The sequence below is a fragment of the Paenibacillus sp. XY044 genome (genome assembly GCF_002257645.1).
Lineage (GTDB): Bacteria > Bacillota > Bacilli > Paenibacillales > Paenibacillaceae > Paenibacillus_AQ.
In genome coordinates, this window is the sequence record NZ_NQMO01000007.1 from 57,779 (window position 1) to 73,176 (window position 15,398).

The following is a 15,398-nucleotide window of genomic DNA, read 5'->3' on the forward strand; positions in this document are numbered from 1 at the left end:
AAGTATGATAAAAGTACAGTCGGTAAGTTCTCGCCGGCATTCCCCGCGCAACTGGGCATTAAATTTGAGTGGTTGATGCTTTTTCATTCCCTAACATGCCTTGAATGAAATCTAATGGTGCATCATATTCGAGCTCGCGGGTGATGTAGGTTGCGAATACGCCACGTTTGTCGTGGGCGATCAAAAAGAAAAACGGTTTTAAGGCTAATCATAGCCAATTCCTTGGTAATAGAAGCCGATGCACTTCATTTGATCGGCATCCAACAAGTTTCTTCCGTCAAACAAGTTAGGCGCATTCATACTGTCTTTGACTTGAACCCAGTCTATTTCAAGAAACATTGGCCACTCCGTACAGATTATGGCCGCATCTGCTCCCTCCATCGTTTCTTCCGGACTACTGCCGAATTTAATACTCTCATCCATAAGCTCGGGAGGCAGTGTGGCTATCGGATCGTATACTTGGACGTATGCCATTTCGTTACGCAATTTTTGGATCATACGAATGGCAGGCGCTTCCCGAATATCGTCGGTATCCGGCTTAAAAGCAAGACCTAATAGGGCGACTTTCTTACCCGCCAAGTTTCCGATCCGCTCACGAACTTTTTGAAGCATATACAAGTGTTGTGTCTGATTGACATGAACGACTCTCTTCAACAGCTTAAGTTCTACGTCATTGTGTTTGGCCATGTTCAGCAGTGCAGCTACATCTTTTGGGAAGCAGGAGCCGCCATATCCGATGCCCGCTTGGAGAAAGCTTATCCCAATTCGGTTATCTAGTCCGATACCGTACGCCACTTCTTTTACATTTACGCCCAGCCGGTCCGATAGTTTGGCCAACTCATTGATGAACGAAATTTTTGTTGCCAAAAAAGCGTTCGCCGCATATTTTGTGAACTCGGCAGTTCTTGGCGTAGTGACTATGATGGGGCATTGCATCGACTCGTACAGCTTTCCGATTCGTTTTGCTGCGTTTTCACTATTCGTTCCGATAATAATCCGGTCCGGCTGCAGCGCATCCATTAACGCTTTACCTTCCCGTAAAAATTCAGGGTTGGATACGACTTCAAATGGAATAAGAGCCGTCTGTGCATCTCTTGTCCATGCAGTGATTAATTCTTGCGTGCCAACAGGAACCGTGCTTTTATTGATAATCAATTTATCACTGTTCATATGTTTGCCTATATCTTCCGCCACCTGTTTCACATATCGCAAATCGGCGCTGCCGTCAGGAAGGGAAGGCGTCCCGACACAAATGAAAATAATATCGTTGTCTTTTATGGCCTTCTTCTTGTCTGTTGTAAATCGAATTCGTTTCGTCCCAAGATGTTTTTTCAACAGGTCCTCCAATCCAGGTTCATAAAAATGGAGCTTCCCTTGTCGGAGGAGCTTGATTTTTTGCGGATTTACATCCAAACCCGTCACATTCCAGCCGATTTCTGCAAATACGAGAGCAGTAGTAGTGCCGACATATCCCGTACCTATCACTAAAATATTCACCCGTCTCCTACCTTTCTTGGCGAATGAAGGCCAACCATCATGGATTGAAAACCGATCACGCTGTTTTTTATCGGATTTACCGCTTGTTTCAAGTGTACGTCATTCAAAATAATGCTGTTCTCGATCCGGCATCCCTCAATGTTACTGCCGGCGCTAATAGAAACATAGGGGCCGATTTCACAATCCTTGAGTACACAATTTTGACCGATCCGTACGGGAGCGATGATCTTGCAATTATCCAAAACCGCTGTCCCGTCAATTTCTCCGGGTTCCTTGCCGTTATCCAGCATCATGCGATTAGCTTCCAGCCATCTTTCCAACGTACCTACATCCATATTAGGCTTTGTTGAAAGATAGTAGGATACCGAACACCCTTGGTCCAACATCCATTGAATGGCCTCGGTTATTTCGTATTCTCCTCTGGGAGAAGGCCCAATCGCTGCGGAGGCGCTGAATATGGTGTTAGTAAACGCGAATGCGCCGATAATAGCCAGATTGGACTTTGGGACGATAGGCTTTTCCTCCAGTCGGACAATGCGGTTATTGATTACTTCCACGATTCCGTAGTCTTGAGGATTTTTCACTTCAGACAACATTAGCGCCGCGTGGCAACCATTCGTCTTTACTAGTTTTGTCAATTCGGTCAACTCGTCCAAAATCAAATTATCCCCTAACAGAAGTAGAAAACAATCGTTGCCGATAAAATGTTCAGCCTGCCTGATCGCATGTGAAATACCTTTGGGATCTGTTTGATAAATATAAGTTATATTCGCCCCCCATCGCTCTCCTGTACCCGCCTGTTCCTTGATTGCAGCCTCATGCGAAGGATGAATGACGATCCCGATCTCCGTAATGCCCTGCTTCTTTAATTTCTCAATACATAGCTCTAGTAAAGGTCTATTGGCCACAGGTATTAGTGTTTTGGGATACGCGAGGGTAAAAGGATATAGTCTTGTTCCTTTGCCAGCGCATAGTATAAGACCTTTCATCGTGTCTTCCTCCTATTCACTTAAATATTGTTCTGCTACTAATTTATGAAATAGCTGCTATATTCGCATGGACAATCTGACAAAAAAAATATGGCCCAGATTAACTGGGCCGCGGCACATGCCACTACAAAACTTTTTTAGTTACATATGGAATAAAGCGTGTTGTATTCTTGACTAATTTACATCTACCCATGTACTCTTTCGTGGATGTTTTTTGCGTATGGGAATTTATATCTTTTCTCCTTATACAAACATAATTATATTTCGACACGGAATAAATTTTATATCCTCTTTTTTTGCATCCGCGCAAAAAGGCAACATCGCTTCCATGCAGCTTTTTTTCATTAAACTTTACTTTACTCCACACAGATTTCTTAAACATCAACGTACCGCCCTTAACGAAGCCCTGATATTGGTTTTGTCTGCTTCCTCTAAATAACATAAGTGCATTTTTGGGTTCAAAATATATAAAACAGGCACCTTTCCCAATGACGGGAACGTTTTGTCTACGCATTTTATTGACGGACTCTTCCAAATAGTAGCGGCCGTAATAATCATCATCATCGAATTTTGCTATAATGCTATGTTTTGCCCTCTGAATGCCAAAATTCAAACATTTGCCTAACTGATATCTCTGAGGGACTCGATAAACAGACACGTTCTTATATTGACTCGCTTTTCTTCTCCACTTGTTAATGTCCATGTCATCCCGGTTTAAAACAATGATCATTTCTTTATCTTTATAACTTTGCCGTTCATAATTTGCGAATAGATTGTTCATAAATGAAGGCCGCTCCGTACAAGCGATAATGGAAACCAACGATTACCAGCCCTTTCTCCGCATGGATGAAATTGAATCAATTATATTTTTTGAAATTAATATATGTAATCATTTTTACAAAGTAACGGCGGCTGTACCCGATTGAAACCCAGTCCATTGTACCAATTTCGGCATAAGCTAAAGGAGCAACGGAATGTGAAGAGAACGTACAGCAAAGACAAATGGGTCGATAAAGGAGGATACTCATTGAGTCGCCATATAAGCTCGGTAGATTCGATCAAAGAACAATTAAAGCGGGTGGAAGCATACTTTTTAAACAAACACGTCAACAAGAACAAGGCAGAAGTGGCATTTGCAATATCTTTGAAAAGTAAAACCGTTTCTCGAAATTGGAATAACGTTCAGTCCAACTTGGCAAAAACATTGCGATCGATTCTAAACAATACGGACCCCCATTTTCGTGTGATTGTTGCAGGTCATGAAAAGCCTAACATTAAGGAAATACGGCATAAACGTGTAACATGGTTGTCTGTAAACTTTCCACCCCCATCGAATCCAAAAGGATTCAGCAAAGACAAAATGCGTAAACGCAAAGTGATTGGAGCGTATTTAAGAAAAATAGGATTTTCCGGCTATTTTATGCCTTTCGATTCGGATGACTGGGCACATCATAGGCTCGTACAATATGTTCGATCGCAGCCTTTGAGGAAGGATTTTGTGATAGACACGGGAATGATGGTGAATTTAGTAAAAAAAGAGGCATGGTTGAGGAAGAAACGTTTTTATATAGGATGCGGCAGCAGTGAAGTCTTTTATTTTGCTAATAAAGATTTTCCGCTGGCTCCAAAAACGAACAGTGCGATAAAAGAGCCGTTTCACCTCGTTCTCAAAGCCCATCCAAAAGTAATCCGGAACTTGAGAGCTTTGCGCAGACCCTATAAAATCGTCAAATTCCCTTTGGTCACCTGGGTACTTGGGCATGGTGACAACAACAGCATGCTTAAAGGAAAAAAAGATAATACGGTATCTGCTAGTAACTATGGATCACAGGGAGAAAAGTTAGAAAATGCCCTTTTTCATTATTTTAAGTCCAGGAAAAATCACCCATGACGCATGATATTAACCAATACTCAAGCTCACGGTAACGGCAATAAGCTTGTCAACACCGCGGTCGTACATCGCCCGGAGCCCATGGCGGATCACAGCTCCCTCTGCATAAATCCGGCGGCGAAGCCATGACATAATGAGGCTGAAAATTGTTCCCCTAAATTTCTGGCTACTGAACAACTCATTAGAAGGCAAGCAATATCAGCCCGAACTTCGTATGTTCTTGTCGTCGGGTTTTGACAAGAACATATATCGTTAAAACAAAAAAAGCCGCGGCTTCGCGGCTATTAAGCGTGTATATTCTTGTCGTCTTACAAAAATCTCCGCTTCAAACAGTTGCTGAATCGTATCCTTAAACAGGCTCTCAGAATCTCGTGTACATCGTCGACCGTTCGGCAATTTTTCGCCAGTTCCTTGATCCTCGGCCATTGCCGTACTTGAATTCCGTTACATCTGTGAGCCACTTTTTATTCGGAGCATCAGCACGGGATCTGCGGTAGCGCGGCGGACGATCGACATCTCGAGTGTATCCGCCCCGGCGTCCGAATCAGTACGGGGGGGGGCTACGCACACTTCTCTGCTCTTCCGCCCGACTTCTGCAGATCGAGGCAGCGATTGGTTACCATTTTAGCCCTAGGTTCCTACATTCGTTCGGGATGTACGCCACATGCCTTAACAACACATCCTGCACCGCATCTTCCGCGTCTGCAGCGGAGCCTGTCAACTGATATGCCAGCATAAACAGCAGCGCCCTATATTGACCGTACAGTTCCTCCATTCGCCGTCTCACCTTTTCCTGCTGTTGGTATTGGTATCTCGTTGCTAGCGCAGCATACTGCCTTTATCCAATGCCAGTCTCCTGATTTTCCACCCCAGCTTTCCCGTTATGATCATGTTAAGACCCCATTTGCGTCCCCATACAAATCCGCGATTCTCCCCCAAGCCGATGCAAAAGAAATCCAGTATCGAGCTGGAGGATTTGTGAACCGGCGCGGGGCGGCCCTCCAGATCGGCCATTACGACTTTCCCCAGTCTATCTGCCTGCAGCGTACCTTCTCCGGCCCTCATCAGATCCGCCTTACCGTTTCTCGGATCGACGATTCTCGCACAGTCGCCAATGCTGTATACGCCCAGCGCCCCTTTGAGGCGATAGCATTCATCCACCAGCACTTGACCATCGGGAGAAGCGGCAATCCCATACTCCGAAGGGCCGGATTCGGGATCAGACCAATGGTCCATACACATAGGCCAACCGGCAAACGATCGCCATTACTGAGCTTCACCGCTCCTGCTTCCGCCTGCATCACCTTACGGTTGTAAAGTACTTTTACGCCGTATTCGGCGAGAAACCGATCCAATTTTTTTCCGACTATTTCGGGCCCTTCCTGGAACAACCGTTTCTGTCCGCTGAGCAAATAGACAGAGATATCGGTAGGGTTCAGTCCTAGCGACGATGCTTCCTTCCGCATCTCAAGCGCCAGTTCAGCGGATGTTTCAACGCCGCTGATGCCCGCTCCCGCAACGGCGATCGTCGCCTCTGATTTGTGACATCGGAAACGAACGAATGGGAAATCATTGCATGGGCTGGTTTAATCAACCGATCCTTCGGGCAAGTATGTTGAGTAGATCTGCCCCTTAACGTAATGATATCAATCTAAGCGGTGCGTCTGCATCGGTGAAGTGATGGTTCATTCTGTTAACCTGCCCGTTGCGTAGTAACATGCAAACCATTAATATGTCGTAATTAGAGGTGTTCAGAGGGCTCAAGCTGAATAAAATTCAAATGTTTCATTCGGTTTATGACAGATAATACTTCATGAATTCTTGGTAATTCAAGCCATCTTTCGAAGCCAGAAAAAGAAGAAGAAAATACAATATCCACTCCTTCTCTTTCCATATCTTCAAGAGCTTTTTTAATCTTATCATGTAGAATGATGAGGCGATCCTGATTACTTATAGCGATTTTACGGATTAAAAAGGCTATAGCTGCAAGCTGGGCGTGTGATGTGATATTGTAAAGCCCTCTGATATCAATTTGTTCATCGCCTATTACCATGTATCCCATAGCCGAAACCACCAACTTTTCTCTACCACTGCCTTGTGGATAGCTCGTAAAGTGATCGGAGGTTATTATTCTACCTATCTCCCATTTTGTAAAGGGGATACGTTCTCGTGGTATGTCATCTTCGCATAATTTTTTTGCTTGCTGGGTTACGTTTTTGGGCACAAAATTGTCCATCAGGATGATTTGGTCAGCAACGGATAAAAATTCACTGCTACCTCCAATAACAAGAACGGAAGATACGCCAACAGCTTCATATAGCTCCCTTACACGTTCAGTAAAAGGTGTAATGGGTTCACGCTTGATTAATGAACGCATTTTAGTGTCTTGAATCATAAAATTCGTCGCACTTCTGTCTTCATCAATAAGAAGGAGCTTACACCCGTAGTTAATTGCCTCCATGATATTTGCGGCTTGAGATGTGGAACCTGAGGCGTAGTCAGTCGAAAACTGTTCAGCCGAACGATTGGGTATCCATTTTATGAAAGGCGTGATATTGATATTGTTTATGGAACGGCCTTCCTCTGCGGATATTTCCATTGCACTTTGATCTGTAATCACAAATTCTCGTCCATCACCTATGCTGTGATTGTAAATCCCCGAATTCAGCGCATCCAGAAATGTGCTTTTACCCGAGTAACCACCGCCGGTGATGACCGTTACACCCTGTTTTATTCCCATTCCTCGCAAACCACAGATTTCAACTTCAACATCTTCCGGGGATATAAAAGGCAAGGCTCCCTCCAATGGCCCGCTGTTGTCTTTATTTCTTGGCAAAATGCTGCCATTCGCAATAAACGCTATATAATCACTGGATTTCAGCCATTCGCGAATCATATTTTGTTTTTTTACCAATTCATAGGCAGCATATAATTTGGTAAGATCAAAGTTGGCTATTAACTCTTCCACTTCTTTTGGAAGCATTTTGCAGAGCATGCGCATAGCTTTATCATTATTCTTGAATGGAAGTTGAACTGTAATCATTAAGCATAGATATCTTTTTTCCAAGATGACTTCGACAAAGGATGCATTACGTTGCAACACCACATTGGTTGGACGAAAACAATAAAAAGCACCATTTTCTTTATCAGAACGTGACCGGTTATAAATCAATTCATTTAATGCCTCAATATGATTAACCCATCCTCTTAATGCAAAATCTGAGAGAACAACCTGATCCATATTTTCATCTAAGCCGAGACGGTCAAAAGGTATTTTTATGGTGATACATGGTATATCTAGTGTGAGTTTATGTGTCCGTTCAATGTAATAGGCAACATCATTATTCCAATAGGTTGGGTCACTTATCGTAACCCCTTGATCATAGTATGAACCTTCATAAATCATACTGTAAGATGACTGTCCGGATTGTAATGAGCGAAAATATTGAGCGAGTCTTTTAATAAAGCATCATCCTTTCATATTTGAAAAGAGCGGTGAATAACGGAAAAAAGTGCCGAAGTTGAAACGATATCTCAAGAAGGGGGCCCCTTATCCTTTGGAACAAGGCAACGACAAAACGGATCGCCCACCAATCTCCAGGTATGAGCCTGCTCAAACCTAAACCGGCACGGTTTGAAATTTTCCGCGAAAAATGAATTCCATCCTAGGTAATTCAAGTTCAATACATATTCCCCCAAACGATTAAATCCCGACCCATTTCAAAATAAAACCACTATTGTTGCCTTGACCAATCTTATGGCCTAAAAAAATAACAGCCACTCCCTGAGTGGCTGTCATAGACCGGCAAGAAAGCTTAAACGTTCCTTCTGCCTAAATATAAAAGCCCTGAGGGGGATACTACCCTCAGAGCCTAATGAATTCGTAAAAAGTAACTAAAAAGTAATATGAGGATAGGACGTATATATTGTTTTTGTATTCATTGTCCTCACCTCGTTACGATTTATTTTTACAGCAACAGGATCATAACATAAAGTTCACCCACAATAAAGGGAAAGATTAATTATAATTATCCCAAACCCTTGAAACTTTCCGAATTCATGCTAAAGTAATCTGCCCGTTAGTTCAATGCTTGAAGCCAGTTTAGCTTTGTAACTCCGTTTATGCGGGCATCAGCTTGTCGCACTCGAATATATTTTCGTCTCCACTGTCAAAAGAAAATAAAGTTTTCTTAGTGCTTCATAACTCAAACTAAAAACTACATGCTTCTATCGTAGGAGCTTAGATTGAAGAATGGAAATTTAATTTTCTAATTGTTTATGGTTTAATATAAATGAACCAGTTTTATAATCAAATGTATGATCCAGTCTTACATGCCAAACTTCTGGGTGTCCCTTGGGATGAAAAATGCTTGGACATAAGAATACCCAATAACGTTGATGAATTAGAATCTAAAGCAGCCCAGTTTTCTGAAGAAATTGTGTAAACTTTACAACAAGAAGACGGCATACCGGATACTACTCGGATGCCGTTTTCTCAACTAACAGGCAGGATAGCTCCAATGGCGTGAGGTATTGCGATTTATTTCTAAAGTATAGGCAAGGGTAAATAAATCCTGCCTATTTATTCGGATTTAGACTGTCCGCTTCATTGCATATAATGAAGGTACCACCCTTCGGGGAGATCATTAAGGGAGGCCGCGATGAACGAGACCGCATTTGATGAACCATTATTTGCAAGCTTGAAGCCGGGCTTAACCTCGTTCTGTTACCGAATGCTAGGCTCCATGGACGATGCGGACGATGCCGTTCAGGAGACGAGTATCCGGGTCTGGCAGAGCTGGAGCACGTTCAGACAGGATTCCTCGTTCAAAACTTGGGTCTATCGGATTGCATCCAACCTGTGCTTGGACAAGCTGAGACAATCCAAACGCCGCGCGCTTCCCGTTGACCTGTTCGACCCGGCCGTCGCCATCGTCGAGCCGCACGACACGCTGCCGGACTCTGCCTGGATCTGGCCGTCTCCCGACTTTGGGGGCAATCCGGAGGATCGTCTCGTCCGCAGAGATACCCTTCGACTGTGCTTCATCGCTCTCCTGCAGACCTTGCCTCCGCGGCAGCGCGCGGTACTCATTTTGAAGGATGTATTTGAATGGTCCTCCAAGCAGATCGCGGAAACGTTGGCGATGTCGCCGGCAGCGGTGAACAGCGCTTTGCAAAGAGCCCGAGAGACGATGGAACGGGCGCAGCTTCGCTCGGATGAGCTCAGCAACATGGACGTTCAACCGGAGCAGCAGCTGCTGTCCCGGTATGTGGAGGCCTTCGAGCAATTCGATATTGCTGCGCTCGTAGCGTTGTTCCACGAGGAAGGCTGCATGTCGATGCCGCCCTTCGAGATGTGGATCCGCGGCAAGGAAGATTTGTCCGCCTTCTATTCGCTTACTCGCTGGCATTGCGAAGGTTCGCGATTTGTGCCCATTACGGTGAATGGCGGTTATCCGGCGTTGGCCCAGTATATGCCGGGCAAAGAGGGCTCTGGCCTGGTACCCTGGGGCATCCACGTCATCGAAACCAAAGAAAATCAAATCCTGCACGTTCAAAACTTCATTCATACGCCATTATTTTCGCTATTTGGGCTGCCTGAGCGAATTGACCAATGAATTTCGTCATTGGCTTACGTCTATATAATTGAGAATAACCAAACGACGAAGGTCATTGAAACGTTCGACGCGGAAAGCTCCAATCCGGTCGAGTTCCAGCAAGCAGGCTGGCAAGCGATCAAGGACAATTTCAAAGCCTATACCGAACAAAACTAATCATCGCGAAGAAGACGCCGGGGAAGATGCCCGGCGTCTTTCTTTTTGAACCCTAGTACGAGCGTGCTCTCCGTTAGCCTTAACCTTGTGCCGCATCCATGTTCATGTAGTTAATGGCCCACAGATGGCCGTCCAAGTCCACGAATCCCCAATGATACATGAATCCATGATTTTCAGGTTCAGCGTGCAATTTCCCGCCCATCGAGACCGCGGTATTCACGATTTCATCGACCTTTTCCCGGCTCTCGAAGGCCAATGCGATCGTCATCTGCGCATACTTGCTCGTATCGACGGATTCCTTCTCCGTGAGCGTATTAAAGAATGTTTGATTGATCAGCATGACCTGCAGGTTGTCGCCGATCACGATGGCTACCGAATTCTCGTTCTCGGGGAATTGCGGGTTGAGCTCGAATCCGAGTCCGGTGAAGAACCCTTTCGATTGTTCTACGTTTTTTACAGGCAGGTTGAAGCTCGTGAATGCGGACGTTAATGCCATTTTTAAAACACCTCTTCGTCAAATTAGTTTGTGTTCATTTATGCCTTCGTTTATATAGACGACAGCCGATCCGGGAATTCATCGGTTTCATGGATTCGGAAGCGTAAATTTTGAAAAATAACTTGGTATTGAGTTCGGATACCCGCCATTCCCGTAAGGTTGCTTATTCTTTTGGCAGTAAATCGCGTTTGAAGCTGCAGTATGAGAAATGGACAATAGAGCTGCCTTCGGGCTTAAAAAATACACGCGCGGATGATTCAAGTCATGTGTTCGATATTACCATTGAAGGCAATGAACTTGTAATTCCCGATGCACTCCACGCGTGTATTTCTTCAATAAGAATCCGTTAAAAACAAGTTCAAATGATGCCTCTTCCGTCCATTTTTAATGCATTTTTGATATCGCAAAAATTAAATTTTTTTGAACATATACCCATGTCCCCATAATGTCCGAATCCATCCATTTCCTTCCGGGTAATAGGAGAATAGCTTATCACGCAGGCGTTTAATGTGGGTATCTACTGTACGCCGGTCGTAAATCCCTCTGTGCGATGGCTTCCAAACTTCAGTATGCAATACTTCACGAGAATATACTTTTTCTTGATGTGTGATCAGGAAATAGAGCAGATCATATTCTTTCGGAGTCAGATGGACCTCATTTTGTTTCACCATAACACGGCGTGCTGAAGGATAAAGCACAATTTCACCAATCATGAAAGCGTTATTTAGCAAATCATCGGTTTCAGAAACATAAGAACTCGGAGAATATACACGGGTTATCATGTTTTGGATACGCAGCACAATTTCCCTTGGGCTAAATGGCTTGATGACGTAATCGTCTGCTCCCGCTTCAAAACCTTCAATGCGGTCCTTTTCTTCCGATCGCCCAGATAACAACAGAATCGGAATATCAGGTTGTGTCTGTTTCATACGCTTGCAAACCTCAATCCCATTCATGTCAGGCAGTAACCAATCCAGCACGATCAAATCATAATTTGCGTGGTTCTCACCATATCTTTGGATGGCTTGTGTACCATTCGGAGCTTCTTCGACTATGAATCCTTCTAACTCCAAATACATTCGCAGAATGTTGCGAATGCGTGTCTCGTCATCAACTAGTAAAACTCTTCTATGGTTTGTCATCATTTTCAATCGCCCTCCTACGGCCTGAGTGAATCGAACCAACCGATTAGCTTACAGGAGCCCAAGCGTTTTAAACTCCAGATTCACCAATCATCTGTAGTTCAATCTGTTTTAACTTATAAAAGTATCCCTTCTGTTCCATCAATTCCGTAAATGAACCGATCTCCACCATTTCGCCCTGGTCCATGACGACAATCTGATCCATGCTCTCTAGACCGATAAGGCGATGACAAATGAGAAGAAGTGTATCTCCGCTAGCTTGCTCGTACAATTGCTTTAGAGCGCGCTGCTCGGTTACATAGTCCAGAGAAGACGTTGGTTCGTCCAGCAACCAAAGTCGTCCTTTGCGTAGCATGGCTCGTGCTAAGGCAAGACGCTGTTTTTCTCCATCGGATAAGTTTTCACCTTTCTCATAGACCACCTGGTTTAGCGAAACATTTGGTAATTGGGCTTTAGCAAGTACCTCCATTAGCTCCTCGTCAGAATGTCCATCTGCATCTTCCAACAGATTTTCACGAAGCGTCCCTTTGAAAAAATGACTTTGTTGCAATACTACATTTGTCAATTCCCAGATGTTTGCCTCCTCCAATTCGTTAATCAAGACTTTGTTTAAGCGTATATTCCCCAATGTTGTTGTTCGCAGTTTGAGCAACAACTCGATTAACGTAGATTTTCCTGACCCGCTCGGCCCAACAATCGCTGTTCTAGAACCTGCAGCAAGATGTAGTGAGAAATTCATTAGTGCTGGCCTCCACTCCCCCTCATATTGAAAAGTAGCGTTGCTTATTTCAATGGATACGGGTAAATCGGTTGGCAAAGACTCAGACTTACTTAATCGCAAGGTTGTAGCTTGTGATGGTATTGCTTCCGTCAGCCGATTGGCAGCATGTTCGCTATCTTGCTTATATGCAGGTAATACGGCCAAAGCAGCTGATTCTTCGAAAACGGTTTGCGTGGCCATAACCAGCATGGCAAGAAATACGCCAGCAAGTCTTCCGTCCATAATCAAATAGGCACTGAGCGTCAGCACACCCCAAGCCATAAAAAATGTAACAAAAACATGCATGGATTGTCCCAGTAACAATTGGACAGCAGCTCGTTGCTGTTCAGCTGCCAATGAAGCTGAATAACGCTGAAGTTGCTTCTCACGCTGTGCCAACTGCCCATAAATCTTTAAATCCCTAAATCCATACAGTGTTTCTGTGATTTCCGTGGACAGTTTCGATCGCTGTTCGCGGACACGCTCGTGTATTTTTCGTTGGCCCAACAGAACGATTCCAGGCACGACCAGTGAAGTCATCAACATTCCCAATACCAGCAAACCAGCAATCCATAAGGAATAGGAAGCTGTAAAAAGCACCGTTGCCAAAAACACCATAATTACAATAAGCGGCGGATATGCAACGCGCAGAAAGTAGTTTTGTAAACTTTCTACATCTCCAACGATCCGTGCAAGTAAGTCCCCACTTCGATTTTTATTCAGTATTCCAGGTGTCAAAGGGATGAGCTTAGCAAAAAAGGAAGTTCGCAAACGGCTGAGGATGGAGAACGTCGCCCGGTGGGTATACAATCGTTCTCCGTAACGGCTCACCGACCGGAGAAAACCAAGAAATTTCACAAGAGATGTAAGGATAATCAATGTATAGAGCGGTGGCGCAAATACCGTTTGAGAAATCAGATATCCACTTGCGGAAAAGAGAGCTACACCGGCTATTCCAGCAATAAATCCTCCTATTATCGAAAAGATAATATCCTTCCGCTCTTGAAACATCGCTTTCGAAAACATAGCCAGCTCACTCATGCTAATCCTCCTCTTTGTTGAACAGCGACCATTTCAGAATATTGGGGCAAGCGTTTCAGAAGTTCCTCGTGACGCCCTGAATCCACGATCGATCCTTGGTCTACAAACAAAATGTTGGTGGCATGTTGAATCGTATATAAACGATGTGCCACTGTAATCATGGTAGACGTTTTCGACAATGTGGAAATGGAACGTTGTAGTATGCTTTCGGTGTGCAAATCGAGCCCTACTGTAGGCTCATCGAACAATATGATGGCAGGTCGCTTCAAAAATGCGCGTGCCAAGGCCAGACGTTGCTTTTCACCACCAGATAGTCCACGTCCACCCTCGCCAACGAATGTATCAAACCCCTTATCCAATTGGGCTGCAACCGCTGTAAGTCCGGCTTCCTCTGCCGCTTTCTCGATTTCTGCCCTAGAAACGTCCCTACCTGCACCGATCGCAATATTTTCTGCGAATGTACCTGCAAAAATGTAAGGGTGCTGCGTGATGTAGCTAACATGTTTAAACCATGCTTCTTCATTATCATGAGAGAGTGGGTTTCCATTAACCAGAATGATCCCCGAATCCGGTTTCAGCAAACCGGCAATAAGATGAAGCAGAGTCGTTTTACCGGCTCCACTCTTACCAACAATGGCAATGTTGTCCCCCGGTTTAAGAAACACACTTCCCGAGTGGAATTCAAATGAATCAGAAGCATACTGAAATCGTACATTTTTCAGTTCTATCGAAGGGGGCACTGGAAGTGGCTTTGCATGGGACATTTGAAAATTTGGCATCCGATCGTTACCATCGCTTACATGCGCTTCTACCCTATTCTTCTCAAGCAGACTCTCAACCTTACGGATCGCTCCCATGCTTGTTCGCCCGCTATGAAAAGCGGTGCCTGTATTTTTTAAGAGATTATAAAATTCTGGAACGAGTAACAGAACGAGTAAAGCAGTATGAAACGCCATTGATTTGAAAACAACCAACTGAATGGCCAACTCAAGGGCTACAACACCGATACTAAGCATCACGATGGACTCCAACATGAACGTATTCATGAATGCGATTTTCAAAATATCCATGGTTGTGTCACGATAGTTGAGACTATTGCGCTCTATCTCCTGTTGCTGACGCTGAGTTCGTCCGAATATTTTCAATGTAACCAACCCTTGAAGGGAATCCAAAAACGTACCGGAAAAGTTGGCCAGTTGTGCATATTTTTCTTCCGATTTATTTTTCGTCTTTAGCCCCACCAAGATCATGAATATCGGAATAAACGGAGCCGTAAATATCATGATCCAACCTGAATTGGCATGTTGAGTAAATGTAACGATCAGTACCAAAATGGGAATGATCATCGCTTCCGCCATTTTCGGGATGTACTGACTGAAATAACTATCCGCCTCATCTACTGCATCCAATGCTACGCTGACCCTCTCTCCCGTCTGTCCCTGAAGACTTAAACCCATGGAAACACGGGTCAAGTTTTGCAAAACAGATTCTCGCATGTTGGTCTTTGCAGTGGCAGCCATATGGAGACCAATTCTCCCATTAACAAATGATAACAATGTACGTAAAGCCATCATCGCCAAAAGCATGCCAAGGATCATAGCCACGGATGAGAAAGAGGCTTTTTCCACGAAGATACGCTGAATGGCTTCTGCAAGCAATGCAGCCTGACCAACAATGGCTGTACCAAGTGCAAAGGATATGATGCCAAGAAGAACAAGATATTTTCGTTGTGCAGACATGTGTTGAGCAATGAGGTTCTTACTTCTCTTCACGTAAAAACTCTCCTCCTTCCGGAAAGTGGCTTTGAG

At 44.3% G+C, this 15,398-nt stretch carries 14 protein-coding genes and 2 pseudogenes; 4 read left to right on the forward strand and 12 right to left on the reverse strand.

All coding sequences use genetic code 11. The features are described from left to right. Positions 1-204: 204 nt before the first annotated feature. The 3 genes from CJP46_RS24730 to CJP46_RS24740 form a co-directional block, all read right to left on the reverse strand. Positions 205-1,497, reverse strand: coding sequence for a UDP-glucose dehydrogenase family protein (locus tag CJP46_RS24730; RefSeq protein WP_094598313.1), 1,293 nt, complete (start codon positions 1,495-1,497; stop codon positions 205-207). Then, complete coding sequence (locus CJP46_RS24735) at positions 1,494-2,486, reverse strand: sugar phosphate nucleotidyltransferase (RefSeq protein WP_094598314.1); 993 nt, start codon at positions 2,484-2,486, stop codon at positions 1,494-1,496. The genes CJP46_RS24730 and CJP46_RS24735 overlap by 4 nt, the downstream gene beginning before the upstream one ends. Positions 2,487-2,610: 124 nt before the next feature. Then, the gene (locus tag CJP46_RS24740; protein WP_143813025.1) at positions 2,611-3,306 is read right to left on the reverse strand and encodes a glycosyltransferase; all 696 of its coding nucleotides are present in this window, start codon (positions 3,304-3,306) and stop codon (positions 2,611-2,613) included. A gap of 156 nt (positions 3,307-3,462) precedes the next feature. Between CJP46_RS24740 and CJP46_RS24745 the strand changes: the two genes are divergently transcribed. After that, positions 3,463-4,377 (forward strand): glycosyltransferase family A protein, encoded by a 915-nt coding sequence (locus CJP46_RS24745; protein ID WP_143813026.1) that lies wholly within the window; start codon positions 3,463-3,465, stop codon positions 4,375-4,377. Positions 4,378-4,692: 315 nt separating this feature from the next. Here the strand turns inward: CJP46_RS24745 and CJP46_RS36870 are convergent. The 5 genes and pseudogenes from CJP46_RS36870 to CJP46_RS24760 form a co-directional block, all read right to left on the reverse strand. Further along, positions 4,693-4,817: pseudogene (locus CJP46_RS36870) on the reverse strand (IS256 family transposase); the annotation flags it as partial. Between the two features lie 176 nt (positions 4,818-4,993). Next, a complete protein-coding gene (locus tag CJP46_RS36675; RefSeq protein ID WP_373558034.1) occupies positions 4,994-5,152 on the reverse strand; it encodes a sigma factor in 159 nt (52 codons plus the stop codon). A 44-nt stretch (positions 5,153-5,196) separates the two neighbouring features. Continuing rightward, the gene (locus tag CJP46_RS37200; protein WP_256992510.1) at positions 5,197-5,613 is read right to left on the reverse strand and encodes an NAD(P)/FAD-dependent oxidoreductase; all 417 of its coding nucleotides are present in this window, start codon (positions 5,611-5,613) and stop codon (positions 5,197-5,199) included. A gap of 5 nt (positions 5,614-5,618) precedes the next feature. Beyond that, positions 5,619-5,903, reverse strand: a pseudogene (locus CJP46_RS37205) (NAD(P)/FAD-dependent oxidoreductase); the annotation flags it as partial. A 215-nt stretch (positions 5,904-6,118) separates the two neighbouring features. After that, positions 6,119-7,783 (reverse strand): P-loop domain-containing protein, encoded by a 1,665-nt coding sequence (locus CJP46_RS24760; protein ID WP_094598317.1) that lies wholly within the window; start codon positions 7,781-7,783, stop codon positions 6,119-6,121. A gap of 1,255 nt (positions 7,784-9,038) precedes the next feature. Here CJP46_RS24760 and CJP46_RS24765 point away from each other — a divergent pair. Beyond that, positions 9,039-9,995 (forward strand): sigma-70 family RNA polymerase sigma factor, encoded by a 957-nt coding sequence (locus tag CJP46_RS24765; protein WP_094598318.1) that lies wholly within the window; start codon positions 9,039-9,041, stop codon positions 9,993-9,995. Between the two features lie 9 nt (positions 9,996-10,004). Next, positions 10,005-10,151, forward strand: a complete 147-nt coding sequence (locus CJP46_RS36680) for an SRPBCC family protein (protein WP_179281314.1) — start codon at positions 10,005-10,007, stop codon at positions 10,149-10,151. A 79-nt stretch (positions 10,152-10,230) separates the two neighbouring features. Here CJP46_RS36680 and CJP46_RS24770 read toward each other — a convergent pair whose 3' ends face one another. Then, positions 10,231-10,647 carry a VOC family protein gene (locus CJP46_RS24770; protein WP_094598319.1) on the reverse strand — a complete coding sequence of 139 codons (417 nt, stop codon included), beginning with the start codon at positions 10,645-10,647 and terminating at the stop codon, positions 10,231-10,233. 110 nt (positions 10,648-10,757) lie between these two features. On the opposite strand from CJP46_RS24770, the gene CJP46_RS36875 reads away from it, so the two are divergent. After that, positions 10,758-10,997: a hypothetical protein gene (locus tag CJP46_RS36875; RefSeq protein ID WP_218831053.1), complete on the forward strand. Its 240-nt coding sequence runs from the start codon at positions 10,758-10,760 to the stop codon at positions 10,995-10,997. 60 nt (positions 10,998-11,057) lie between these two features. Here the strand turns inward: CJP46_RS36875 and CJP46_RS24775 are convergent, their stop codons facing one another. The 3 genes from CJP46_RS24775 to cydD all read right to left on the reverse strand — a co-directional run bounded on the left by CJP46_RS24775 (position 11,058) and on the right by cydD (position 15,329). Next, on the reverse strand, positions 11,058-11,792 hold the full coding sequence (locus CJP46_RS24775) for a response regulator transcription factor (RefSeq protein ID WP_094598320.1): 735 nt from the start codon (positions 11,790-11,792) through the stop codon (positions 11,058-11,060). 67 nt (positions 11,793-11,859) lie between these two features. Then, complete coding sequence (gene cydC, locus CJP46_RS24780; RefSeq protein ID WP_094598321.1) at positions 11,860-13,590, reverse strand: thiol reductant ABC exporter subunit CydC; 1,731 nt, start codon at positions 13,588-13,590, stop codon at positions 11,860-11,862. Beyond that, positions 13,587-15,329 (reverse strand): thiol reductant ABC exporter subunit CydD, encoded by a 1,743-nt coding sequence (gene cydD / locus CJP46_RS24785; protein ID WP_373558038.1) that lies wholly within the window; start codon positions 15,327-15,329, stop codon positions 13,587-13,589. The genes cydC and cydD overlap by 4 nt, the downstream gene beginning before the upstream one ends. Positions 15,330-15,398: the final 69 nt, after the last annotated feature.

What these genes read in the sequence shown, in the direction of transcription:
- cydC (WP_094598321.1), bottom strand. Translation starts at nt 13,590, where the DNA reads ATGAGTGAGCTGGCTATGTTTTCGAAAGCGATGTTTCAAGAGCGGAAG.
- cydD (WP_373558038.1), bottom strand. Translation starts at nt 15,329, where the DNA reads ATGTCTGCACAACGAAAATATCTTGTTCTTCTTGGCATCATATCCTTT.
- CJP46_RS24775 (WP_094598320.1), bottom strand. Translation starts at nt 11,792, where the DNA reads ATGATGACAAACCATAGAAGAGTTTTACTAGTTGATGACGAGACACGC.
- CJP46_RS24735 (WP_094598314.1), bottom strand. Translation starts at nt 2,486, where the DNA reads ATGAAAGGTCTTATACTATGCGCTGGCAAAGGAACAAGACTATATCCT.
- CJP46_RS24765 (WP_094598318.1), top strand. Translation starts at nt 9,039, where the DNA reads ATGAACGAGACCGCATTTGATGAACCATTATTTGCAAGCTTGAAGCCG.
- CJP46_RS37200 (WP_256992510.1), bottom strand. Translation starts at nt 5,613, where the DNA reads ATGGACCATTGGTCTGATCCCGAATCCGGCCCTTCGGAGTATGGGATT.
- CJP46_RS24770 (WP_094598319.1), bottom strand. Translation starts at nt 10,647, where the DNA reads ATGGCATTAACGTCCGCATTCACGAGCTTCAACCTGCCTGTAAAAAAC.
- CJP46_RS24760 (WP_094598317.1), bottom strand. Translation starts at nt 7,783, where the DNA reads ATGATTTATGAAGGTTCATACTATGATCAAGGGGTTACGATAAGTGAC.
- CJP46_RS36675 (WP_373558034.1), bottom strand. Translation starts at nt 5,152, where the DNA reads ATGGAGGAACTGTACGGTCAATATAGGGCGCTGCTGTTTATGCTGGCA.